This window comes from Roseibium sp. 10G30-5, assembly GCF_055809635.1.
The window spans coordinates 325,968-349,609 of sequence record NZ_CM147918.1; the positions used below are offsets into that span (position 1 = coordinate 325,968).

A 23,642-nucleotide genomic window follows, 5' to 3' on the forward strand; every position below is an offset into this window, starting at 1 on the left:
AGTAGGGCTCAAGCAGTGGCAGATCTTACTGCAGCACTTGTCCGTGACTTTGCTCAAGCTCCGGGCGCGGTGGCTGCTAGTTCGCCTGAGCCAACAACCGTAAATGCGCATTTCAAGCGGCTTCTGTCTCTCTGTCCGTGCCTTTCGAACCAAATGGATGTGCCGGTCGACGCAAGAGCAGTTGTCCACTTGTGTGAGCTGACACTAGGCGGGCGTATTTCATCGGGTAACGTCGGGCAAGCATTTGCCATCCAGCACCCTAACGGTCGGGCGTGGCGTTATCCGCCGTTCCGTGTGCCGGCTGCCGGAGTTGGCGAAATTTCAGAACTACTGTGCAGCGATCTCTTGGCGAATGAAGGTGTTCCAAGAATGGGATTGGATGGCAATGGCTGGCCCGACTGGCAAATGCCAAGTACCACGCTCTCCTCAACACAGGGGCCCTCCGCGACTTGCGGGCCCTTGGCGATATTCTCATTCCCTGCGCTCCAACAAACCTCCTAATTTCTGTGAAGACTGAGAGCGCGCGAGAGCGGTTATTGTATTCTGCGAATTCGATAGAGGGTATTGGGTTTGGATTCTTCAATCAGCCTGACGAGTTTCTAACTAAGAGGCGGATTCAGCTATTCAAGAGGATGGGCTTTTCGGCGATCTACATGCCTGATTTTACCATTGATCAGGTCCGCTCGACGCTAACTGCGCGCGGGGTAAACCCAGAGTCAGTTCAGAATATTTACGGTTCGCAGCTGTATCGCCCACACTCAATTTTTACGAGTGACATGAGGCGGATCGTTGGGCGATCAGCTTTCGACCTATGATTTGACCTCTAGTGACGAAATAAATAGAACTATGGCTGATACATATTCAGGTTTTTCGCTCAACAAGGAAATGCTGGATAGTGCCCATGAAAGGGCACTGCAGCTTCCAGAGTATGATTACTCGCACCGGAAGCTGCAGGCAAATCTCGTCGGTTGTATCGGCGAACTAGCGTTCGCCGAGTACCTAAAGCTCAAAGGGGTCAACTTCACCGACGACAGGCACGAAACCACGCATGACTTCTTGGTTTCAGGTCGCGTCACGCTAGACGTGAAAACCAAGGACAGGACGGTAAAGCCAAAACGGCATTACGACAACTCCGTGCCGCTCTACAACCACGATCATCAACGCCCCGACTTCTACTATTTTGTATCACTACTCAGGGACCGGCGGAGGTCCGAGACGGATGTCTATCGCTTCACCCATGCGTTCATTCTTGGTGGGATTGGGATCGCAGAGTTGGAGGCAAGGGGAAAGGTCTGGAAAGCAAACGAAACTGACCCGGACAACGGAACAACGTTCTGGACATCGTGCATCAACGTTACGATGGACGATCTGACTTCGAACAAGGAGATGATGCAGCGTTTTAAAGCTGCTCAGTAGCGCGCCGTTGATGCAAATAGCGGCAACGCAGACTAATTAAGCAACCAGCGCATGCTGGTTGGCGAGATCTGCATATTGCGGCAGCAAAGTCTAGCGTAGCCCAGTTCGTCTCGACCGCGCGGTCTCGGACCAGCCAGTGCGAGGCTGCCTGTAGCCACGGGTCATATCGGATGTCCGCGAGCGTCCGGGGGCGCAGGAACCGCTCCAGCACGCGTGCCATGTTAACGTCCACGAGGGGCCGGTTCACCCCGTGTTGAAAGAGCATGATGGCGTTCATGACGTATTGCCCGACGCCGGGCACTTCGCCGAGCTCTCGAGGAACGGTGGGGAAGCGGCCGTCGTGCCCTGCTGCATAGGTCGCGAGACCCTTGATGGAAATTGCGCGCCGTCGCCAAAGGCCGATGGGCTTGAGATTTTCCTCGAGTTCCCTGATCGAGGCATCCGCCAAGTCTCGACCAGTTTTTGTACTGTGCAAAGAAGGCAGGGTACATGGCGGCCACGGTCTCGGCCCTGAGTACGCTGCAGGAGAACCTCGTCACAGATTTTCTCGAACTCCGACGCGCGCGCACTGCGCCAAGGAAGCTTGCGCCCGAAATGAGAGAACCATCCAAGTAGGTCCTCTCGGAGGTGGGTTATCTTGCGCTTTTCGCCGATGGACAGCACCCCAAAGTCGGGTTCAACGTAGCGCATAGGACTTGCTAGGCGGGAACAGGAGGCCGAGCGAAGCAGCGTTGATCTTGAAGAGCGGGCCCTTCTCGGAGACCCGGCCTTTCGCTGTCCTCTTGATCAGGTGGTCCATGGTGATCTCTCCTTGCTCGAGCAGGAGATCAAACTGTGACAGGATCGGTTTCTGCGTGTGCATGACATCCCGAAATTCGAAGTAATCATGACCGGCCTGCTCGTGAACACGAGCTCCGACCCAGAAGGTCTCTGCATGCTTCTCAGCCATCGCCGCACGCAGATCTTTCAATGCCCAAGTTGCAAAGGTACCGATTTCCTTCCGCGTTGACCGTTCGTTCAGGAGCCCGTCCTTGTCTTCGATCTCGAAATAGAGGCCCTGCGAGTTCGCCGTTTGGGTGCTAATGGTGCAGTAGAGCTTGAAATCCTCTCCGCGATCATAGCCAAAGGTTTCGAGGATCTCGCGACTGCTTTTGAACTTGCTCAACTCCCAATTCGCCACTCGTGCGAATAATGTTTTGCGGTTTTCGCGGGAGGCGCGCGCGGCGCGGCGATATGATTTCAGCTCGATGCCCTTGTAGTCAGGTTCGCGCCGCGAGTTGATCTGGATCCCTAGGGCATGCTCTAAAGTGCGCCCGATCGCAGTGTCGGCGCGCTCCGACATTACCGACCTGACCAAGCCACCAGCAGCGATCGCCTTGAGCTTTTCTAGTAGCTCGTGAGCTACGCTGGTCGCGTCACGCGAAATGGCGTCAATGAGTTCGAGTAGTGGTCCGGGAATACGTTGGTCCACGATTCTTGAAACGTCGGTGCGTGTCAGGTTGACCACGGCTAGACCGCCGTCATGCGCTGTGACCGCCAGCATGTCATCGGCCTCGGCAAAAGCTGGTAAACCCGAGAACCAGATCCGCGGGTCACCTTGCTTGGTCTTCGGCCTGTAGAGCGAGACCCGCGACACCGTTGCCCGATCCACTTCGACCAATCTCGCGTCCAGTTGCTGCCCGTGTTCGCTGGCGCCTTGACCTTGGCCGTCGTAGTCGTGAAGGCCATGATCGCGAAGGTAGTTTCTTACAGGGATGGTCGCGTCGAGGATCGATTTCTTGAGGCCCGTGCAGGTTGGTTGAATCAAAGTGGCATCGATCGAGGCCGCAGTTAGGCGCTCGAGATGCTGTTTCTCGATTTCAGTCAGCTGTCGAAGTGCCAAGCCGCCTAGCTACTTTCTTTAATTGAGTGCGTTATCCAAGATATTGCGGAAGTGTCGACCGACAGCTTCAGCGAGACCGACGGGTACCGCGTTCCCAATCTGCGTGTACTTTGGAACTTCGCGGTCGAACAACCCCTCAAGAGGGTTGCCAGCCCGCCGCAGGCCGCCAGTGGTGCGTTTGCCCTTAAATTGGTACCAGTCAGGGAATAGCTGTAACCTAGCCCATTCGCGGACTGTCAGGACCCGTGGCTGACTAAAGTGGACGTAGTCGTCTGGGAGAGACGTCGCAGTGATATTCGGCGAGTGGTTGCCCCAGCGGGCGCGCAACACTCTCTGAGAAAACTTCTTGGTCTTGAATTGTTCGGGGATCTCACCGTCGTTGATCAGCATGTGCGAGAATTTCTCAACAACGGCCAATTTGTGCTTGCTGTATTCCTGATCCGTTAGGACGACCTTCAGGTCAGGCGCCCATTCTGGAGGACGTCGCAGAGTCTCGGCGACCCCGGGTTTTGGTTTGCGCGGGTACTTCGTGGTTTCGAAGACTCCTCTTTGGAAGTCTTGCGAACGCAAGATCTCTTCGACGCTATCGTCAACGAGATCTCCCAAGAGGTCAACTAAGTCGGGATAAGGGCGTTCGCCTGCCGCTGGAAGAAAGCGGCACTTCACGGCATCCTCGGGATCCGCATTCGGGTCGAGCAGATCCGATGAGGAGACGATATCCTTCCGAATCCCGACCAACAGCACCCTCGGTCGATTCTGCGGAACGCCGTAATCCTTCGCGTAGACGAGCTTCCAGCGCACCTCGTACCCAGGAATCGACTTAAATTCGGCGAACACGTCTGGCCAGATCGGCTCGCCACCGTCCTTTGTCCACTTCGCATTCAAGAGGCCGCGCACGTTCTCGAACAGGAAAACCCTCGGACGCAGACGGCGAATGATTTCAGCCATCCTTTGGTACAACTGGTTCGACGGGATCTCCCTACGATCTACTGCGTATGAACGCCGTATCCCGATCCCGGAATATCCCTGCAGGGTGGGCCGCCGGTTAACACGTCTAGGGTGCTTCCACCCCCAGCTTTCGTGCTCACGGTGTCGAATTTCATATCGATCTCGCCGAGGTTGGCGAGGTCGGCTACGAGTTGTTCAAGACGTTTTCCCTGCAGTTCGTGCGCATCGTTACACCTCAGTGAAGCATTCTCGGTAAATTTTTGCCCCCCGAGTTCGTGCTGCCGGTTCGCGAGGTACGTGGCCATCGCATGTTCGTTCAGCTCGTTCACGAAGGCGGGGGTGAACCCTGCATTTTCGAAGCCTAGTGACAGCCCGCCGCAGCCCGCAAAAAGGTCGACCATGCCATACACGTGAGATTTGGAGCGGCCGCTCTTCGCGTCGGACGCCCCGTGTTGCTCTGCCGTGTCGTGTGTGGCCGGAATTTGCAGCATACTCACCTCAGGTTTTTCGTGCCGTTTGCGTGGTGGCACCGATAGCATATGTGGCGGGAGCTGTCCAGGCGAAAACCAGATATAGTACGCATCGATCGCGCGCCCGATGGCTCATGGCGCGGACGCCACGGGATCATTCGACGACCTCGACGAAGTCACCGAATGACTGCGCGACATCAAGTATTTGCCTGCCATACTTGCTCGTGGAATTACTCAACTGGATTACGAGGGTGTCGATCGGTCGCGTTAGTGCAATCATGCCCCACCGCCACGCTTCCCGGATCGCGGCAGTCTCCAGATCCACGAATCCTTCAATCTCATCTTTTGTTAATCCCTCGATCCGCTTTCGCTCTGCGGTGTGTTCTAGGAAGTCATCAAAGCCATCCAAGATGACCGACCAGCCTTCCAGTCCGCGGCAGGATGCGTATTGGACGATTCTTGCCTGCTCGGATGAGCGAGCAAAATCCAACCGGGAGCCGGGGTCCACACCGTCCCAAGTCTCATGTCCCCAGCTAGACAGAACGGTCGCCATGGTACTATGCGTTGTCGAGCCTTCGCGTTTTACACCTCCCGGCGGCACGCAGAAAAGCATGTCTACCGGAGCGTTCCCGTCCTGACGGAGCTCTCGTACGAGCTGCTCGTGGAATTCACGAGCAGTTTCGTAGGGCTTACACAGGATGATGAGCCGCCCTCCGCCCGCCACGGGATTTGCCTCCGCTTCCCAGCCCATCCCCGTAGCCCGCGCTATCTCAGCAACGAAGAGCGAGAGGTTTCGTTTGAGCCGTAGGCAGGTTGTCAGGCTTTGCGTCTTCCGTTCGTTTCGCGGCACTCCTGTTCGCCAATCTGCGCGCTGCCCTCGCGTAAATTGGTCTATTCCATCTGCCACACACAGCCTAAGTGGGCTGTAAAGGGCTTTTAACAATGCGGTTTCGCCCTGCGGCCAGTCTTGTCCCTCATCGACGAAAACTTGATCGAAGTCGAACTTTTCTGGCTCTTCAGCGACGATGTTTTCGATGTCCTCCGCCGTGACAGCGCCGCTGTTGATCATCTCAACCGCGGTGTCGCACAGGGCTGGATACTTCGAGAAATCTAGTTCCTCTTCTTCGAGAAGGTGTAGCTTTGCAAACCACTTGTAGAGGAATGACATCACCGTGCCGATCTGTATGCCACCGTCTTCCGACGATGACGGGATCGCCATGAGCGCCATCAACCGACGCATGTCGGCCGCGAGTGCCAGGTTGTAGGTCAGGATAAGTGTGCGCTTTCCGTCGACCTTGAACTGCTTCCAAGCCGTTTGGATTAGCAACACTGTCTTGCCCGTGCCTCCGTACCCTCGGAGGAAGATCGTGCCGGACCCCAGCGTTGCCAGAAGTTCGTCCACCGCCGGGCTCTTCGCGGCGATCCTGTCAATGCGTTCTCGGTCGAGGCGTGTTGGAACCATGGGGCGGAAGAGCGACGACCCGAGCACTTTATCGATTGCCGGAGAGTTTCCGGCAGACAAGAAACCCTGTCCCTTTCGCTCGAGCACTGGTGAAGGACTTGCGATGGCGCTGATGAGCTGATGGCCGTTGAATCCAGATGCGACGGCGCTTGGGGCACTGATATTTGAGAGGCTTGGGAATACCATGCACCGGCGCACAAAGACGTCCGCATGTTGGTCCGAAAAGTAGGCCTTCAGGGAGTGAACTTGGTCAATATTTTGGTCTGTCGCGCTCTTCCATTCGACCTTTCCCGACCGAGAATAGCGCACTTGGACCTTATCGTCGTTGATCCTGACACCTCTATCGTCTTGGTCCTTAACCTCTATGGTCACCACGAAGCTTTCGACGATGAGGGGGCGATTGTTGAGGCGGTTGCCTGTGTGGCCCCGGATCACCCGGGCTGGCCGCACTTGTCGAGGCGGTGATAGGCGACCTGCTAGTACAATATCGATGTCTTGGATCTTGTAGCCAGAAATCTTGACGCTGACGGCGATCTTTATGTCATCTTCCTCGACCGGCGAGGTGGTCACTCCAGTGCCAAGAAGATTCAAGCGCATCGCGAACCATGATCGCAGCCCTGTACTCGCTCGAGCCCTCGGTTCCCACGATCTCGATCATGACGCCTCTAGCATTTTGACAACGTGGGACTGCGGAGAGCTAGCGAAGTCACGTATGTCCACGAACAAAACCTGATGGCCAGGGCCATGGTTGGCTTGAAGCATTGACTTCGCGTCGTGCTGTCTATCATGCGCGGGGCCGTCCTTTTTGGTGTACCAAAGTGGGTGCGACAGAACCAGCGAAAGGCCCGGCTTTGTCCTAGTCACCGCGTAAAGGCTGTCAGCCTGCTCCAAGAAGACGTTGCCGTGTTCCGAGTTGCATAGATCGACGAAACGTTTACCGATCCTCTCGGCAGGCGCGAGCCAACGATCGGTTTCCAATGGATGGCCTAGAACCAGTTCCGCGACATCGAGGGCAAGCCGCCAATCGAGCGCTGAATGAAGGAACCTGTTGTTGTAGTTCCTAAGGCAGTCCGGGCAAGATCTATCGCACAAGGCGTGGTCGTCGGCTTGCCACTCAGCCCGCCTAACTGCGTAGTGTTTTTCCAGCAGTGCTTGCATGCGGCCGGGATCGCAGATGTGTCGAGTATAGCCCGCGCCATTTTCGAGGGAGTCTGCAACATAGATTTGGCGCGTCACGCAACTCGGAGTTCTCCATTTTTGCGTACCTACCCGGAGCTCGGACGGGTCAACGTCGAGCTCAACTGCCGCGGCGAGTTTCACGAATTCGCCGAACGATACAAGCGCAGCGGTCGCCGCTGGCTGGTTTTCGACGTCTAGAACACCGTTGTAGCCGACACCCGGTAACCGATCGAGCAACAAGGTCATGACGTCCGTGTTGAAAACCGCCCCGATTGCTCCGGTGGTTTCCGGCTCTCCCAGTAGATCTTGGTGGGGCGGGTCGTCCCGATAGAGGTAGTCGTCATTCACAACAATCGAGTTAAACTTTCGCCGGAATTTGAAGAGCTCACCGCCAGCGTCGTTTACGAGCGCGATCGGTTCGTCCGAGGTCAGGGCTGCTCTCATCGGGCCAACATCGAAACCCGATGCGTAGTCAGGCTTGAACGCCAAGACAGGTGGATTCAATGCCGGTCCGCGCTGCCTTTGGCCGTCATAGTCTCTCGGTCGTCCGGTCGTCACAAACCCTTTGGGCTGGTAAAGGTCGAAGGGCGACGCCATGTTGCCGCACACGTCGCAGGTTTCGAGAGCACCCTGCATTATGTTGCCGCAAGTTTCCTCTTCGCACCTTGAAAATGTGAGCGGTGTGCCGAGTGGATCAGGATCGGAAATGATCCGGCCCCCTGCCTGCCTCTTGTACTCGAAGCCACAAGCTACGTGAATCTGCTTGTCCTTGGGCACTTCGGAACCAGGTGAAAACGCCCAGACCGCATGGTCAAGTGGACGATCCGAAATTACCATCTCGTCAACTGTCGCATCCCGCTTGAAACCGAAAAGGCTCCGCGTTTGTGTCGGGAACCCAAACATTGGAAGCACCCCGGCTGTGGCGAGCCGTTCGCTGAGTTCTTCCTGAATGTACCGGTCGCTCTTCGTAATTTCGGATACGTGCTCGGCTAACTTGGTGCGGCAGTAGTCCTCGATTTCTTCGCGTTTCCCGGGCAAAAGGGGTGCGTTATGGCAAAGGGCATTCACGACTTCGTCGATCTCAGGCGACGTTGCCAGCCACTCCGCGACAGGAAGTTTGTGTTCCACTTCCCAGTCACTCACCGTCCCAAAGGCGCCGTGCGTACTCGAACTCCGCTTGGGAGGCTCTTCAAGAGCGGCGAAGGCCCTCCGCAGCGACTCTGCGGCCACGACGCGCTTCACGATCTCAGGACGGGATAGATCTAGATACGGCTGGGGCGGGGTGTCGCCGGTAATGCGTTCGGGATTAGAGTAGTAGAAGTCATCGTGCGATCCTCCACGACAAATCGTGAGGGCGTAGGAGAAGCTCTGCCCGGCGCGGCCAGCGCGCCCGACCCGCTGTTGATAATTGAAGCGTTGCGGTGGCATGTTTGCCATCATCACAAGCTCAAGCGAGCCGATGTCGACGCCGACTTCCATAGTCGTGGTAACGCTTAGGACGTCGATCCCATGGACACGCTGGTCTTCGCCATCCAGAAAGGCTCCCTTGAATAGCCGTTGACGTCTGCGTTGTTCAGAGAGCGGTTTGGTTTGGCCTGTCAATTCCTCGACATTAAGCCTGTGCGCCGTTTCTCCCGATAGCCAACGGTAATAGTCATCTTCGGGCGGCTCTATTGGCGAGAAGCTGTCGGACTCGCAGTTGAGCGACGTGCAAGCCTTGATCCCAGTGTTAGCGGAGATCCGCGAGCAGCGATTACAGCGAGCGAGCCCCGTCTGTATCGGCGCTAGTTCGAGCTTGAGGCTGGCGTACCGGGCAACTTGAAGAACCCAGTTCTCATTGGCGATACTCTCCGTTCTCAGGAGTTCACCGATCGAGTCCGCGAGCACCACCGGGTCCCGGTTTACCCTAGGTGCAACCTTTTCAAGGTACTTGCGCACGGCAGTCGGCGTATTCGTGCTCGACTGACTACTACCGCCCCCCGTGTAAAGGCGAGCCTGACCCAAAAGCCGTACGACGTTCGCAAGAATGCACTCGGCTTCCTTGGGGTCGAGGCCAAGCTTGTCCGCGAACTGGCCAGCTGGTCGCACGAAGGCCATCCCGAGTGTCCCGAGGTCGCGCCCGCCAGCGTCAAACAATGCCGCCGCTACGAGCGAAGAAAGGTTCTCGCGAATAACTCGGCGGCCAGACTCCTCGATCGACGACTCTAGACGCTCCATACCAGCGGGGCGCGTTTCATCGAAGAACCGCCACCACGGCTCATTTTCGACCGTCTGCCTAGAGGCTTCGGAACCCTGCGGGTTCTCTCCGAGCTCGAGCAGGCGGGCCAGTATGCCTGAGACGAGCTGGCTCCAAGAGATTGCAGGATTTCCAAGGGCTTTCGAAGCAAAATCCTCGATAATTGCTCGCTGGGACTCGTTCGCCCGTCCTATGATATCCATGAAGAGAGCGTTCACGAGCTTCGGATCAAACGCCCTGACGCTTTCGGCGATCTCGGTCTCTCGCGCGTCGAGCGCGCTCTCATCTTGAATCTTCTCGGCAACAGCCTTCGCGTCCTCAAGCGTGAACTGCTCGCGTGGTCTCAGCTCTCGGAAGACGAGCTGCCTCACGAGCGATCGGAAGTGGTTCAACTCGAGTCCAGCAGCGACGTCTGCGGCATCGTCGCGACTGTCTGTGAACGCGATCATTGGGGCCGCGCGATCCGCTGAACCGAGACTAGACGTGGCGCGATCTGCAATAACCTGCGTTGTCACGTTCAAACCGGTCCGGAGACCTCGGATAGGGCTGTTGACCCGGCTCCCTGCGAAGAACGCCTTCAAAATGCGGCTTTGGCTCTTTGTCGACTGGCAAGCCGGACATCGCCCAGGAAGACCTGGCACGTCTACGTCGCGCGGAACTTGGTACATCGTGCCGGTGGGCGTTTCGCCCGGCTGGGCTTTGCGAAGGTGCCCGTAGAGCGGATGGTATACCGCGGCAGTAAAGCCAAACGACACGGATTTTCCGGTCGCGGGATTCTTATGCTGCCAATTGGTGGTCACTCCTGAGTCAACTGTCTTTCCAGTGCCAGTACCATCGGAAACGGCTATTCGGCCGCTCGTTGACAAGCCCAGGCATAGTTGTCGACAGGTCTGTGGGGCCGGACTCGAGGAAGACTTCACCGTCCTCGGCGCCCTCCATGGTCGGCGTAACGTATCCGCCGAGGTAGGCCTCCCCGCAATCGTAGCAGTAGAGAAGTTCAAGAACTTGGCCTCCGCAAGGGCACTTTATCGCAGGCTGCTTGAATACTTTTCCAATAATCCGTCCCTCGTACCGATGTTCAGTTTCGACCTCGCTGCAATTGGGATTGGAACAGGCCCACATTCCCTGAATCTGCCGAAGGAACATATGAGAGCGAAATGATGGCTTCGGTTCCTCGAACGAAGTGGATTTCTCTTGCGCTGCGGCATGGAGCACCGCCGTGAACGAAAGATCATCCGCCCCAGCTCCGAAGAGCGCTTCCTTGACCTTGGATATTCTAGCGGGCGCGACACCACCGTCCTCTTTTCGTCCAGCCGCTAGGCAAGCCGCGCCAAGCGCGTCTCTTGGTGAGAACCGCGACAAGACTTCGTGAACTGCCTTGCTGTCGCCCGCGATGATCGCCGCAGCCTTGTCAGTGACGAGAGTCTCGTCAACCGGTAGCGCAACTTTGGGTTTGCGCGGCTCACCTGGGAAGACAGCAAAGGTCGACTTTTCGACGCCGAAGAACTGCTGGAGGTATTCGCGCCCTTCTTCACCATCGAGGGATGCACTGGTTCCGAGGCATCTGAGCTGCGGTGAGCCGGGTTCGATCCCAAGCCTTAGGAGTAGGTTACGGATAACAAGGGCGACCTCAGTTCCAGCGGTTCCGCGGTAGCCGTGGAGTTCGTCTACAACAAGCGAGAAGTGGTTATCGGGAGATGACCGAAGCCACTGCTTCGTAGCCTCGAAGATCGGCGCTTCATGGTCACGCATAAGCATGACGTTAAGCATCGAAACGTTCGTGATCATGATGTCTGGCGGGGCGTCGATCATGTCCCAGCGAGTCATCATCTCGCCGCACGAAGGATCCTGAAACTGGCCTCGTATCTCTTCGTCTCGGTCCTTTAGGCGCTCTGCTTCCTCGGCGATTTTTCGGAGGTCCCGAGCGACCTCCCGGATCCGATTGCGGTCTCCGGCCTTGAGTTGAGCCGGGGGAAAGTATGTCGCGCCAGCGAGTCGCGCCCGTATATCTTCCGAAGTAAAAGAGGGGAGAGCCGTGGATTTCCTTTGCACGGAAAGCGGCGCGGCGCAGCCGCGATACCTGATCCTCTACTAGGGCGTTCGTAGGGTACAGTAAGAGCGCACGAACGGCGGGTTTCGGACCTCCGTCTATCCTTGAGCGTAGGCCCGACCAAGTATTCTCCTGCGACCATGGTTGCTCCCACCAGCTGTGGAGCGAGCCTGTTCCGACACCCTGCAAACGCTCTGCCAAGAGCCGCGCAATCACCGGCAGCAGAAAGCTCTCGGTCTTTCCGGAACCCGTGCCTGACGTGACGACGACGTTCTTCAACGCAGCGTCGTTCTTGGCCAGAGATATTTCGAGAGATTGTGCCTGATGTTTTCGAAAAGCGAAGTCTGCACCAAAAACTACCCGGCCTAGATGCTCAGCCACGCCGTCTGGAAGACCCGCTGCCTTGCATGCCTCGTCGACGGGGACAGCGGACGGGTATGCCAGAACCGCCTCCAGAAGGATTTCCTGCGCGGTGAGGCTCTAGTTCTTCTAGAAGCGTGCGTCGCTCCTTCATTAGGGGTTCGTCGCGCATCCAGAAGGCACTGTCGTAGTACTTGTGGTACGCTTCCTGAATATACTCCAGTACTTCGCTCGGCGTTGCTCTACTCAAGGCTTTAATCCTCCCCGTACATCTTTTTCAAAACCATCGCCGCTACCGACGGGTCTACGTTCACGTAGATAAGTCGCCCATCCTCAACTGTTGGAAGCATTCCACTGGATGCGACGATTGCCCGGGCAAACAATCCGGGCGGGTCGACTCCAAGGGCCGCTGTAAACTTTCCTGTCGAAATGTCATATCCATGCAGCTGGGTGTCTTCGGCTCGGGCGGCCAAGACTTTTGCAATACGGTGTCCCACTTGCCGCGAGATGCCATCCGCGTCGCGATAAAAGTAACGGGTTCCGTGCAAACCTACCCTGTAGGCTCCAGCGCCTTGCGGTCTTTCTAAGCTCGTCCAACGCGCCCTTTGAACGTCGAACTTGGCCAAGCCATCTGACTTCTCGACATGTATCGGCATTCCACGCGCCCACGTCCTCGTCAAACGACGGAAGTTGGCTTGCGATTATGCCGCCAAGGCCCCGTGCGATTGCTACAGGCCGACCGTGTGGGTCCGCGATGCCTTTTAGAAGCGCTTCTAGATCTAGCCCGGTTAATCCAGACCACCTCCGGGCGGTCATGCATCCCGGTGCAGAGACAGGATCATAAATCGCACCTTCCCGAGTTAGAACCGAGTCGATGCGCTCAATAAGGGCTTTTGAGTGGAAACCGGCGAGACGCGCCTTGTTGTCCAAGCCAATGACCAAAACTGGTGGTGGTACGGACCAGTCGGTTGTGGTGGATTGAAAAGCGTCAACAGATTCCAAGTGGCCGAGGGCGAACAGATCATTCGCAAATGAATAGGAGAACCAAGGTTCCTGTGAAGCTCCCGCGACAAGCCGCTGAAACGCTCCCCAAGTTCCCTGCCCAAGATAGCAGAGACCATCGTAGACCGTGTCGAGTGAAATGAAGGCGTCTTCGTTCGAGCCTCCCTCGATCTGACCGCTCGCGAGTGCGCTCTGGCGCTTCCTCTTCGGGACGGGCTGATCCTGCTGCCTTATCTTTATCCAATTGCCCTTCGCGACTTCCCGAGACCGAGAAAGCGCCCTTATATGACAGTTCTTGCACTCTGCCATCTTGGCTTCGAAACGGTCGTCGCCCTTCTGGAAAGGTTCCAGGATCCAGTAATGGTACCCGCGGATGACGCAACTTTCGCTAGCCTTTTGCGCCGCATCACTTGAACGCTGCCAATCTGCCTCAGGAGATACCTCGGGGCTGCCCGCTGGAATATCTTCCTGATTGTTGATTGTTGCGCTCAAGTTTGAGTTCTCATCACTGCCGAATTCACCGTGAAGAAAGCATCCCTCAAGACCGTGCAAGGGGCCCGAGCCGACGACAGCCTGTTCGAGTGAAAAGCCTTTTCCCTCTGCGGCGGGATGAAAGAAGCGTTTCTTGCCTAGAGGACGCGGTACGTCGGCGCTCCTAAGCGAAAAAGAGGTCTCGGCGAATTCTGTGCCCTTGGCTTTAACTACAGCGCGTAAATTCGTGCCCGGCGCAATCTCTACCGTGCTCAGAGCGGCCTCCATGAAGTCTCCGTTGGCCTTGGATGCAACGAGCAACTCATCTGGGTCACCGAACCTTTCTCGGACAACCTCGAGCGTGCAGTCAGGTTTCTCTGAAGTTGCTTCAACCGTTGGGCGCGCATCAGCATGCCAAGTCCCGTGGCCTAGCTTCAATCCATCGACGCAAGCGATGGCGGCCGTGCTCCCAATCGGATTCAGTGCGTGGAGGTTGTCATGTGCGCCATCAACCGATCTTACGACTTCTACACCGCGCAGAATGCACCAGCCCTCTGGAATTCCTTGCATGTCCTGTGCGCGGAGCACTGCATATCCTAATCGCGCACATTTCGAGAGATGTCCTTCGACTTTCTCGAGCCAAGCCTCGTGGCAAAGGATAGCGTGTTCATCAAAGAGACTTACGCGAGATACTTCTCTGTAGGCAGGACCGTCGGGAGACCGGGCAAGAGGTACGATCGGTTTCGCGACGTAATTGTACGAAATGCCACTTTCGGACCCAGTGAATTTACGTGACTGCAGTAGCAAAAGATCCAAGTTAAGGGATTGGAGAGGCCCAAGAAACTGACTGCCTGCTTCAATGCCGCCTTCCAAGAAAAGCCCTGATTCGACTCCTGCGGACGAGGAATCAGGCTGAAGAGCCTCTTCCTGTCCGCCGCGGGTGACCACGAGTGAAAGACGCGCCCGCTTTCCGGTGAAACCAGTGAAGCCCAGCTGCCATTGGAGCCGGGCATTCCGGGAGCCATCCGCGGTCGTGGCAGTCGATTTCTCCCAAGTTTCAAAAGCGTCCAGTGCGGCTGCGACCACGCGCTCCCTGAGCTCATTCGCGGCCCAGAGCTTGCGTAGCCAAGCCGTAGGCCCCGTGGGTCCATGAGAGGTCATCCAGTCATGAACTAGAAGGACCATCTCCGCCTCGGGGACAGGGTCCCCCGGGACAAGGTCGTAGGATCTCGAAAAGGCCCGCAAACCTATTTCGGTCTGCGTCCCTCACCAGCGCTTGCGATAAGGCATAGCTCGCGTATTGCCAGTGGCTGATGAGTGCCCTTGCCGTCGGACGGCCCAGTAAGAAGTCATTCTCGGAAAGCCAAAGATTGAGCGCTCTCCAAAATTGGCGTGTGCTCTTTGCGTACAGTTTTAGCTTTTGTTGGTTGGTCGCACCCTTGACCCCCAGAAGCTCGAAAAGACGCTCATAGTAGTTGTTGGGAGAGAAATTTTGGTCTGCCCCCATTCTTTCGGCGGCAATCGAGAGAGCGGCTAGGAGGGCTGTGAATGGCGGCGGCTCTTGGCGACCCGTTTGGCTCCAATCCTTTAGCCATTCGACATGGTCAGAGTAGGGGTCTGTCTTGTCAAAGCGTAGCGATTGCGCTGCACATAGCCCGATGAAATCGCCAAGTTCATCGGGATCCATTTCGAGCGCTTCAGTCAACTCAGTCTCCGCGTCCCCCTCCAGGTCCAGGTAGACCGGCAGCATCTCGAAGCGGCCGTGGAAGAAGTAGTCGTTCAATGCAGAGTTAACTTCGGCGTACTCGGAATTGAGTGCAGGCTTTGGCCTAGTTTGTGTTGCCGCTGAGGCTAAGCGTGGTTCACTTCCCGTTCGGGAGACCGAACCGCCACGACCGCGCCCTTTCATAAGAATTCCCTCGACGACGAGCGCGTCCTTCGCCGCATGGTATTCGGCGTCGCTCAGTTCGGGCAGATAGTTTTGCAGTTCGGTGATTAGCGCCTGATTGCCGATCGTAGAGCCGTCGGCGGGGACCAGCTGCAAGATGAGTTCACGGAGGGCTTGAACATCGTTGCTCATAGCAATTTCATCCTGCGCTCTGGTCTATCTGGTTCTTGTTGAGCAAAACGATCTGCTGATCTTGCGGCTTTCTGGCGCCGGGATCGGTATCGAGCCCAAGACGCTTGAGTGCGTAGTAGAGCAGAGCGCGTCGAACCTTGATCTGCGCCTTGCCACCGTGCATTCCATAGTCGAGCGCGATCACCTTCTTCTGGCTTTCGGACAGTTTCGGGTGGGGGCCGATCTCTAGAATGACATGCTCTTGCCAGTCAGCATCCGCTGCATCCGTGACTTCGCTGGCTTCAACTCCGCGCGTCTGGAGGATGCGCGAAAGCAGGAAGTCCTTGAAGACCTCATCGATCTTACAAAAAGCTCGCGTGTGCCATCGAAAGCCATCGAACCCGATGGCGTGAGGCGCGATCCACCGCCAACTCGGCTCGGGGCGCGAGAGGGACTGATACTTCACCTCGATGGCCTCGGATCGGCGGATGGCACCGACAACGGATCGAAGGGTGACAGGGTTCACCCCACGGGCTGGCGTTGGCGCAGCATCATATGATGGCAGTTCGGCGATCCAAATGTCGTCGCTATCCATGATGCCATCGGCCAAAGAACGTAGCTGCGCGAGGTAGCGGTTGGCGTCAGGTTTCAGGAACTGTGCAGCATAGTCGGGACCACGGACATATATCCGCGCACTCTTGTCGTAGACCATGTTGTCCGGGGCAAAGCCGATATAGCGATTCAGGTCGGCGGACGCCTGGTTCACCGAAAGCCCGAACTGCTCCATCAAGTCGCTACGGTTCACTCGCCCCTCCCAAAATAATCGGAACTCGATGAACTCGAGACGCTGCGCGACTCCCAACGAAGCTCCGATTTGTTACTATCCACTTCGCACTCCCGGCTCAGCGCGTTTGATTAATATGCGCGCCCATTTTTTGTGCTGACTGCACGCTAGCTGGGTGTCATGTCGTGTTCAATCGAAATGCTTCGTGCGATTGTCTTTTTTGCGATGCCGTAACCTTGCGAGGGGCGAGGTTGGTTGCTCAGCCTTCGGCCAGCAGCTCGTCAGGAACGCTTTGAACCTGGCTGTTCAAAGGCCTCGACGTCGGACAGTCGATAAACGACCCGGCCGCCGATCTTCAGGTAACGCGGACCTTCCTGGGCCCAACGCCAGCGCTCGAGTGTTCGGTGGCTGATCTTCCAACGGGCCGCCAGTTCTTTCTGATTCACACATACTTCGCTCATTTTCGTCTCCTTTTGCGCAACTCACTTCGGTCGCAAGAGAACGAATGCGTGAGAAGAAAACCTATTCAAGTCGGTAGGTTGCGTGCTCGGAGGCTATGTTCGAAACAGGCGGACAGGGCGTGAATTGGCGCAAGCCTTAGAAGCGACGTCGGAACGTACGGGACGGAGCGGCCCCCATCGGCATGGGGTCGGACACTTTTCGCAAAATTTCAGGGATTTTCGTGGCGTCTAGACTCGATCCGAAACGCCAAAACAGCCGAATTGCGGAGCGAGTCATTCCCTCCGCCATTCCCCATCGATATAGAAATATTGGTTCGCCTTGGCCTCATCGGCGCAAGACCTACGTCTTTGTGCGGCATTTGTATTTGTACATGTCTGTTTGAAAGCCTTCCCAACTCAAGCCTGAATAGGATAGGGAAGGGGCTCATGAATACGTTTCAAAGGGTCGGGACCAATGACAGGGTCTACCGGCTGCGGAAATGAACTTGGGGCCATGCAGACACGCCGTATTTTTCTCATCAACTCTGGACCGCGATGCTGACCGTCTTGATCATATGGCCCGGGAGTTGGGCGCACGTGGGTTGGCGTTCGAGCGGATTGCAGCCGTTCGCGGTGACGCTGTGCCGGAACCGCTTCGGGCCTTTTGGGACGGAGTTGAGAACACAGGGCTGACGCTTGGGGAAATCGGCTGTTATTCAAGCCACCTTCTAATTCACCAAAAGATCATTGATGAGGCTATCACAGAGCCTGTGCTGGTGCTTGAGGATGATCTCGAATTTACCGATGCGTTTGGGGCGTTTCTCGACAATCTGGCCCTGCTGCCGGACGATTGGGACATCGTACGCCTGACCAATGCTGCCAAATCGGCAACGCAAACGGTGCTGCGGCTGCCGGAAAACCGGTCGTTGGTGCGCTATTGGCGCGTTCCCAACACAACGGGGGCCTATCTCATCAATGCGACGGGAGCCGCCAAGTTTCTTCACTACGCAGGCGCAAGGTTCCGGCCCGTCGATGAGGATTTACGCAGACCTTGGGAGCACCGGCTGACGACTTATGGCGTTGTTCCGCCGCCCCTGATTTCGAATATTTTTGACTCGACCATTGATGCCCTGTCGGGCGAGCGACCTTTGCCGGCCCGCAAACGATTTCGTCCGGCACCCGGCGAATGGTGGCGGGCGCTGGTCTATCGCGTGCAGACCTTCGGTGTGGCCACAAGCCTGTGTCTTATGGTGAAAGGCTATCTCGGCTCTGGTGCAAAACGGATGACAGGCAAAAAATAACGTCATAGGCCGGGCGCGCTCTGCTGCCGTCGCATCGGCAGGGAAGGTGACAATGCACCCCACCAAAGGGCGTGAGAGGGCGGTCGGCCTCGTGCGCTTCGCTATGGACTCAGTCTGACACCGCAGACGCGTTGATCTTCCTGGCCGCCGCAGTGTCCACGATCCAACTGACATCGGCATGAGACGCCAGCGCGGAGGCTGGACAGTTCTCTGACGGGATCTTGTCGAGAGCAGCTGCCAAGGCATCCTGCTTGGCTGTCCCCGTTGCCAGCACACAAATGCTGCGGGCTTCAAGAATGGTGGCAATGCCCATGGTGATGGCGGAGGTGGGCACTCGTCCATCCTCGAAAAATCCGGCGTTGGCGGCCAACGTCTCGGTATGCAGCGTGACTGGCCGGGTTCTGCTGTCAAAGGCAGATCCTGGCTCGTTGAAACCGATATGGCCGTTCTTGCCGATCCCGAGAATTTGCAGGTCGATGCCGCCATGGTCGCGAATCGCCTGCTCGTACCTCTGGCTTTCGGTAAGCGGATCTGCCGCCAGACCGTTCGGGACGAAGGTGTTTGCCTTGTCGATGTCCACATGATCGAACAGCAAGCGCTCCATCGTTGAGCGGTAGGAATTGCAATCTTGCGGGGGAAGACCAATGTATTCATCCAGATTGAAGCTGGACGCTTTTGAAAACGAAATCTGGCCCTGCTGAAACGCCCGGATCAGGGCGGCATAAACCGGCTCCATCGTTGCCCCTGTGGCAAGACCCAGCACAGCGTCAGGGGTCTCACGCAGAACGGTGCAAATACGCTGTGCGAGAGCGTCTGCGGCCGCGATGCGGTCGGCGTATTTTTCAAGTCTCATGGATCAGACCAAACAGCTAGCGGAAGAGAACCGTTGGCGCAAATGCCCATAGACCTTCTGCGCCTCGAGAGCCGCAACATAGAAGAGCACATGTTAGTTCGTCAATAGAGCGAACTTATGGTCATCCAAGAAAAAGCCATGGGCCGACAGACTGGCCAACCGCCCTGTGAAATCCAGGCACGACTTCAGGCAGAAGGAGGCAATGTGCTGGGCCCTTTGGGCAATTGCGGTTCGAACAGGCTGATATGCAAATTGCGCAGAGCCATGGCGACCGTTCCGACCAGAATTCCACGAGAGCCGAGATCCGACGAAACAAGATCTATTGTGCGATTGGAATAGTTTGGCAAAGCACTGGTAATGGCATCCAGCACGCGAGGCTCTTGACCGATTGCGCCCCCTAGGACAATGCGCGAGGGGTCGCACATGGTCTGGATTGACGCCACCAGCATGGCGCCATAGGTGCCGATTTCCTCAAGCGTCTTCAGGGCCGCATCATTGTCTGCTTCGACCTGTTCGATGAACGCCTCAAACGTCTCACAGTCAGCACCGCCCAGTTCGGTGTTGCGGGCCAGAACCCCGGCGATGCCGAGTTGCCGCTCCAGCGCACCACGGCGCAGACTTTCCGCTTCGGTCGGAGGCGCCCCAAAGGGCAGATAACCAACCTCTCCGGCAGCGCCACTGGCGCCACGCATCAACTGGCCACCTACGGTCATTCCCAGGCCGACGCCACTGCCCAAAAGCAAATAGGCGGCATGGTCACGCCCGCGCGTTTCCCCTTGCCAGCTTTCGCCGATGACCGCGGCATTGACGTCATTTTCAACACGTACCTCGCAGCCCAACCGCTCGCTCAACTCCTCGACGAGATTGACTTCGCTGAGAGTGGGAAGGTTGGAGGCCAATGCCAAATGACCGCTGTTTTCGTCAATGACCCCCGGGGTGGCAACAGCCGCTCCCAGCAACCGCTCACGCTCAAGACCTTGATCCCGGATCAGTTGCTCCGCGTAGTCACATAAGACATCGAGCACCTTTTCGGCCCCATCAAGGGTTGAAGGTTTCTCCTGCTCCGCAATGAGAGCACCAGTGATATCAACAAGCGCGAAGCGAAAGTGCTGGGTGCCGATCTGCAAACCCAAAACATACCCAGCAAGCGGATCCACCTCATAAAGAACAGCAGCGCGACCAATCCGTCCCGTGGTGACGCCGTGACGCCGCACCCAACCGGCCTCTTCCAGAGACCGGATGACTTCTGACATCGTCTGCTTCGAAAGACCTGTGTCCTTGGCAAGATCCGCCCGCGAACGAGGTCCCACTTCGAACAAAGCCTCGATCACTGCACGTACAGAGAGCTGCCGAAGGATAGGGGGGCCTTAGTCAGCAGATTTCATCAATGTCTCAATTGCTAAGTGCTTGGTGGAGAGAAAAGTCTCTATCCCCATCTGACCACAAAAGCACTGCCGACCTAAAGGCCTTATTCAAACGATTTTACTGCGGGCAGAGGTTTTCCAGATCTGCCGTCAGTGATTGCGCAAAAAAGCAGCTTATTCCGAGACTTGTGGGGAATTTGTGAGAAACAAACCTGCCAGCCCTGCAAAGATCAACGGGATGTTGGACTTTTTTATCAATCGCACAACCACCGATGCCTGTGAATATGTCTCTGTAGAAATACGATAGACATCTCGTTAGCCATTGCTTAATGAAGTTGTGAGCTGATTCAACAGTTCCATCTTTCCGGGGGCGGGGTGGAACGACCGGTCTCAAAGAGAAATACGTGAGAAAGTAGCTGACGAACGGATCGCTTCGATCCAACCGCCAAACTTCCTCACCTCGAATATCAGAACCGGTCGTCAAAGTGTTAAACGCGCGTACGCAGGGGCCGCCAGCGCGTAATGAGTAGGGTGGCGGAATGCAGGAATTGGATTTTCGGTTGAGCGACACTGTCGCTACAGGCCGTTGCGCCGATTTGAGCGTATCTGGCGTGGGGCGGCCAGTGACAGGCCAAGCTGGGTCATCATCCACAGGATGTGAACGTTTGCAGGATGCTGGCGAAGCGGTTTGCAATGCCACCTCTGCTTCGGTACGATCCGTCCTCAGTTCGGATGAACAGAATTCGTCTCCGTTACTCTTTGACAAAACGCTGGCGTCAGAAGAATGCGCCGCCTTTTTAAAAATCAAAAAGAAGTCCTGCTTGCATATGTCAAACGAATGGCGCCTCGCACCCGTGCTTATTTCCGTTGCTGCTGCCTGCGCTCTTGCAGCGTGTAGCACCACACCGGAACCAAAAGCCAAGTTCAGCCCGGAAAAATACGGCGTAAAAGCAAGCCCTAAAGTGGTTGCTTCCGGTTTGCCGATCCCATCCGGTGGTGGACGCCGGATTGTAGGCAAGCCCTACAAGGTTGCGGGAAAATGGTACAAGCCGCACCTCGATCCCGATTACGTCAAAACAGGCCTCGCATCCTGGTACGGACCGACCTTTCATGGTCGCCGGACGGCCAACGGCGAAATCTTCAACAAGGACGCTTTGACAGCAGCTCACACCACGATGCCGCTTCCGTCCTATGCAAGAGTAACGAACCTTACCAACGGCCGTTCCATGATTGTTCGCGTAAATGATCGCGGGCCATTCCACAGCAACCGCGTGATCGACCTGTCTGAACGTGTCGCAGGCATGCTGGGCGTGAAGAATGAAGGCGTCGGTAAGGTCAAGGTGGCTTATGTCGGCCCAGCCCCGCTTGATGGCCATGACCAGAGTTATTTGCTCGCCTCTTACCGTGGGCCTGATTCGGTTGCGCCGGGCGGAACGTTCCCGGGCACACAGATTGCATCTGCAACACCTCCGGGCACCGTTGGCTTCTCTGGCTACATTCCAGAGCCGACACCACGGCCGTACAACTACTCTGTCGCAAGTGCCGGGCAGGCTGCCCCCGCTGCAAATACGACGCCGCTCGCCTACAGCTCGACGGGTTCAAACTACAAGGTCGCCCAGGCGTCGCCTTTCCAGAAGGTCGGTGCAACCAATGGGTCGGGCAAGTCGTCCAGCCTGAGAACGGTTGCCTATCACGACAATGGTGGCACCTCGGGTCTGTTGGAGAACCTCCAGAATGTTCCTGTTCCGCAGGATCGCGATCAGGAAATGTCGGCCCTCTCGTCGTATTATTCGCACAAGCGTATCAACGATGCCTATGCTGCAACGGAGACAGTTGCGCAGAATTCGATTTCCATGAGCCAGTTGGTCGCAAGCGTCGACGACTGATCCACGGAAATCGCCTTTAGGACAGTCTCTTGAGGCCCCGTTTTCACCGCTGTGTTGGTGAAAGCGGGGCCGAATGATTCCAAGGGACTTGCACAAGGTTGCCCGTCACGCCAACATGGCTTCGCCACGGGGCTGGGACGGGTATTTGCGTGTGATTTCAATTTATCGATTCAAGGACATGGCAGCCTTTGCCGGTCTGGCAAGTGCGCTTGGTGCAGGGGCAATGGGGATTGCCGTTTGCCTGCTTTCCGCTTGTGTCCTTATCGGTGCCACACTGCCAGCCTCGGCAGCCGTGACCTCAAAAGCGCCGATCGCCTTTCTCGATGATGTGACCCATTCGACCGTGCTGGTGGATCAGGCCAGTACACAGACATTTGCGCCCGGTTCACTGGTCAAGGTGATGACGGCTGCAACAGTGTTTCAGGCCATCCGCCAGGGCGACATTGCTTTGGATGAGGCCTGTCCGATCAGTGTGCATGCGTGGCGCACAGGTGGCGCACCTTCGGGCCATAACACCATGTTCGCCAAGGTCAAGTCCGAGGCAACCGTCTCTGATTTGCTGCAAGGATTGATCGTCCAGAACGCCAATGATGCAGCCATTGCGTTGGCCGAGTGTCTGGATGGCAGTGAGGCAAAGTTCGCGGATCGCATGAATGCACTTGCAGCCTCGCTGAGGATTGAGAGACAGTCATTTCATCAACCCAACCGGATATGATGCTGCGGAAAATACCACGACGAGCGGTCCTGTCGATGAAGATGGGGCGTTGAAGAAGAGTGCAGCATCCAATACACCAGCGGAAAACCGCGTCACTGCTCGTGATCTGGCACGTCTTGCCCGTTATCTGATGGCGCAGGAAAAGAGTTCTCTTGATCTCTTCACGCAAACCTCTTTCAGTTGGAACAATATTCTTCAGCGTAACAAGAACCCTCTCACGAATGATATTCCAGATCTCATCGGCTTTGGAGTCGGGCAGGAGGGCGATAAGAACTTCTCCGCTCTCATGGTCGTGAAACGGCAGGGCCGCACAGTGATCGGTGTTGTTGCGGGGCTTGTCGACGTAAAGGCACGGCGCACAGCGGCACGAGAACTCATCCGTGACGCATATGAACGCTTTGCCATCAAGCGGCTGTACGACAAGGGACAACAGCTTGGCGAGGCCAAGGTATTTGGCGGTACGGCGTCCACAGTGCCGCTAGTGGCGCTGTCTGATGTCGATGTGCTTCTGCCGACCGAAGGAACGCTGGACTATCGGTTGCAAGTTGTCTATTCCGGCCCCTTGAGAGCCCCGGTACATGCGCATCAACTCGTTGGTGTGCTGCAAGTCATCGGTCCGCAAGGTGTTGCCTACAAGGCATCTCTCGAAACCCTTCAGGACGTGCCAAGCGGGACGCCGGGGAGCCGGGCGCTGGATGGTCTGCTGGACTTGCTGATCGGCTGGTTTTGAGGGAACGTGATGATGAACAGACTTTGGACATGGC

General features: G+C 56.7%; 17 protein-coding genes and 2 pseudogenes. 5 read left to right on the forward strand and 14 right to left on the reverse strand.

Features of this window, described 5'->3' with window-relative positions; all coding sequences use genetic code 11:
* The first annotated feature begins 789 nt into the window (after positions 1-789).
* The gene (locus AC0L7U_RS01730) at positions 790-1,416 is read left to right on the forward strand and encodes a hypothetical protein (RefSeq protein ID WP_473693321.1); all 627 of its coding nucleotides are present in this window, start codon (positions 790-792) and stop codon (positions 1,414-1,416) included.
* Here AC0L7U_RS01730 and AC0L7U_RS01735 read toward each other — a convergent pair.
* From AC0L7U_RS01735 to AC0L7U_RS01785, 11 genes and pseudogenes are all read right to left on the reverse strand, one after another.
* Positions 1,400-1,891, reverse strand: a complete 492-nt coding sequence (locus AC0L7U_RS01735; protein ID WP_473693323.1) for a hypothetical protein — start codon at positions 1,889-1,891, stop codon at positions 1,400-1,402. The genes AC0L7U_RS01730 and AC0L7U_RS01735 overlap by 17 nt on opposite strands.
* 201 nt (positions 1,892-2,092) lie before the next feature.
* Positions 2,093-3,298 carry an MvaI/BcnI family restriction endonuclease gene (locus AC0L7U_RS01740; RefSeq protein WP_473693325.1) on the reverse strand — a complete coding sequence of 402 codons (1,206 nt, stop codon included), beginning with the start codon at positions 3,296-3,298 and terminating at the stop codon, positions 2,093-2,095.
* Between the two features lie 18 nt (positions 3,299-3,316).
* Positions 3,317-4,785 (reverse strand): annotated as a pseudogene (locus AC0L7U_RS01745) (DNA cytosine methyltransferase).
* A gap of 85 nt (positions 4,786-4,870) precedes the next feature.
* Positions 4,871-6,748 carry a DEAD/DEAH box helicase gene (locus AC0L7U_RS01750; protein ID WP_473693327.1) on the reverse strand — a complete coding sequence of 626 codons (1,878 nt, stop codon included), beginning with the start codon at positions 6,746-6,748 and terminating at the stop codon, positions 4,871-4,873.
* A gap of 84 nt (positions 6,749-6,832) precedes the next feature.
* A complete protein-coding gene (locus AC0L7U_RS01755) occupies positions 6,833-10,042 on the reverse strand; it encodes a DUF1998 domain-containing protein (RefSeq protein WP_473693329.1) in 3,210 nt (1,069 codons plus the stop codon).
* A 358-nt stretch (positions 10,043-10,400) separates the two neighbouring features.
* Positions 10,401-11,405: a DEAD/DEAH box helicase family protein gene (locus AC0L7U_RS01760; RefSeq protein ID WP_473693331.1), complete on the reverse strand. Its 1,005-nt coding sequence runs from the start codon at positions 11,403-11,405 to the stop codon at positions 10,401-10,403.
* Positions 11,356-12,024 carry a DEAD/DEAH box helicase gene (locus AC0L7U_RS01765; RefSeq protein WP_473693333.1) on the reverse strand — a complete coding sequence of 223 codons (669 nt, stop codon included), beginning with the start codon at positions 12,022-12,024 and terminating at the stop codon, positions 11,356-11,358. Before AC0L7U_RS01765 ends, AC0L7U_RS01760 begins: the two co-directional genes overlap by 50 nt.
* A 411-nt stretch (positions 12,025-12,435) precedes the next feature.
* On the reverse strand, positions 12,436-14,562 hold the full coding sequence (locus AC0L7U_RS01770; RefSeq protein WP_473693335.1) for a hypothetical protein: 2,127 nt from the start codon (positions 14,560-14,562) through the stop codon (positions 12,436-12,438).
* A gap of 79 nt (positions 14,563-14,641) precedes the next feature.
* The gene (locus AC0L7U_RS01775; RefSeq protein WP_473693337.1) at positions 14,642-15,556 is read right to left on the reverse strand and encodes a hypothetical protein; all 915 of its coding nucleotides are present in this window, start codon (positions 15,554-15,556) and stop codon (positions 14,642-14,644) included.
* Positions 15,557-15,563: 7 nt separating this feature from the next.
* On the reverse strand, positions 15,564-16,340 hold the full coding sequence (locus tag AC0L7U_RS01780) for a BrxR family transcriptional regulator (RefSeq protein WP_473693339.1): 777 nt from the start codon (positions 16,338-16,340) through the stop codon (positions 15,564-15,566).
* Positions 16,341-16,600: 260 nt separating this feature from the next.
* Positions 16,601-16,780 carry a helix-turn-helix transcriptional regulator gene (locus AC0L7U_RS01785; protein WP_473693341.1) on the reverse strand — a complete coding sequence of 60 codons (180 nt, stop codon included), beginning with the start codon at positions 16,778-16,780 and terminating at the stop codon, positions 16,601-16,603.
* Between the two features lie 479 nt (positions 16,781-17,259).
* Between AC0L7U_RS01785 and AC0L7U_RS01790 the strand changes: the two genes are divergently transcribed.
* On the forward strand, positions 17,260-18,060 hold the full coding sequence (locus AC0L7U_RS01790; RefSeq protein WP_473693343.1) for a glycosyltransferase family 25 protein: 801 nt from the start codon (positions 17,260-17,262) through the stop codon (positions 18,058-18,060).
* Between the two features lie 109 nt (positions 18,061-18,169).
* Here AC0L7U_RS01790 and nagB read toward each other — a convergent pair whose 3' ends face one another.
* The 3 genes and pseudogenes from nagB to AC0L7U_RS01805 all read right to left on the reverse strand — a co-directional run.
* Positions 18,170-18,913, reverse strand: a complete 744-nt coding sequence (nagB, locus tag AC0L7U_RS01795; protein ID WP_473693345.1) for a glucosamine-6-phosphate deaminase — start codon at positions 18,911-18,913, stop codon at positions 18,170-18,172.
* Between the two features lie 185 nt (positions 18,914-19,098).
* A complete protein-coding gene (locus tag AC0L7U_RS01800; RefSeq protein ID WP_473695616.1) occupies positions 19,099-20,166 on the reverse strand; it encodes an ROK family protein in 1,068 nt (355 codons plus the stop codon).
* Positions 20,167-20,244, reverse strand: a pseudogene (locus AC0L7U_RS01805) (hypothetical protein); the annotation flags it as partial.
* An 860-nt stretch (positions 20,245-21,104) separates the two neighbouring features.
* Here AC0L7U_RS01805 and AC0L7U_RS01810 point away from each other — a divergent pair.
* From AC0L7U_RS01810 to AC0L7U_RS01820, 3 genes are all read left to right on the forward strand, one after another.
* Positions 21,105-22,163: a septal ring lytic transglycosylase RlpA family protein gene (locus AC0L7U_RS01810; protein WP_473693347.1), complete on the forward strand. Its 1,059-nt coding sequence runs from the start codon at positions 21,105-21,107 to the stop codon at positions 22,161-22,163.
* A gap of 73 nt (positions 22,164-22,236) precedes the next feature.
* On the forward strand, positions 22,237-22,878 hold the full coding sequence (locus AC0L7U_RS01815; RefSeq protein ID WP_473693349.1) for a D-alanyl-D-alanine carboxypeptidase family protein: 642 nt from the start codon (positions 22,237-22,239) through the stop codon (positions 22,876-22,878).
* Positions 22,841-23,608: a hypothetical protein gene (locus tag AC0L7U_RS01820; protein WP_473693351.1), complete on the forward strand. Its 768-nt coding sequence runs from the start codon at positions 22,841-22,843 to the stop codon at positions 23,606-23,608. Before AC0L7U_RS01815 ends, AC0L7U_RS01820 begins: the two co-directional genes overlap by 38 nt.
* Positions 23,609-23,642: the final 34 nt, after the last annotated feature.

Excerpts from the sequence above, each read along its gene's own strand:
- AC0L7U_RS01790 (WP_473693343.1), top strand. The coding sequence starts at position 17,260 with ATGAACTTGGGGCCATGCAGACACGCCGTATTTTTCTCATCAACTCTG.
- AC0L7U_RS01760 (WP_473693331.1), bottom strand. The coding sequence starts at position 11,405 with ATGATCGACGCCCCGCCAGACATCATGATCACGAACGTTTCGATGCTT.
- AC0L7U_RS01775 (WP_473693337.1), bottom strand. The coding sequence starts at position 15,556 with ATGAGCAACGATGTTCAAGCCCTCCGTGAACTCATCTTGCAGCTGGTC.
- AC0L7U_RS01755 (WP_473693329.1), bottom strand. The coding sequence starts at position 10,042 with ATGATCGCGTTCACAGACAGTCGCGACGATGCCGCAGACGTCGCTGCT.
- AC0L7U_RS01785 (WP_473693341.1), bottom strand. The coding sequence starts at position 16,780 with ATGAGCGAAGTATGTGTGAATCAGAAAGAACTGGCGGCCCGTTGGAAG.
- AC0L7U_RS01815 (WP_473693349.1), top strand. The coding sequence starts at position 22,237 with ATGATTCCAAGGGACTTGCACAAGGTTGCCCGTCACGCCAACATGGCT.
- AC0L7U_RS01800 (WP_473695616.1), bottom strand. The coding sequence starts at position 20,166 with ATGTCAGAAGTCATCCGGTCTCTGGAAGAGGCCGGTTGGGTGCGGCGT.
- AC0L7U_RS01810 (WP_473693347.1), top strand. The coding sequence starts at position 21,105 with ATGTCAAACGAATGGCGCCTCGCACCCGTGCTTATTTCCGTTGCTGCT.
- nagB (WP_473693345.1), bottom strand. The coding sequence starts at position 18,913 with ATGAGACTTGAAAAATACGCCGACCGCATCGCGGCCGCAGACGCTCTC.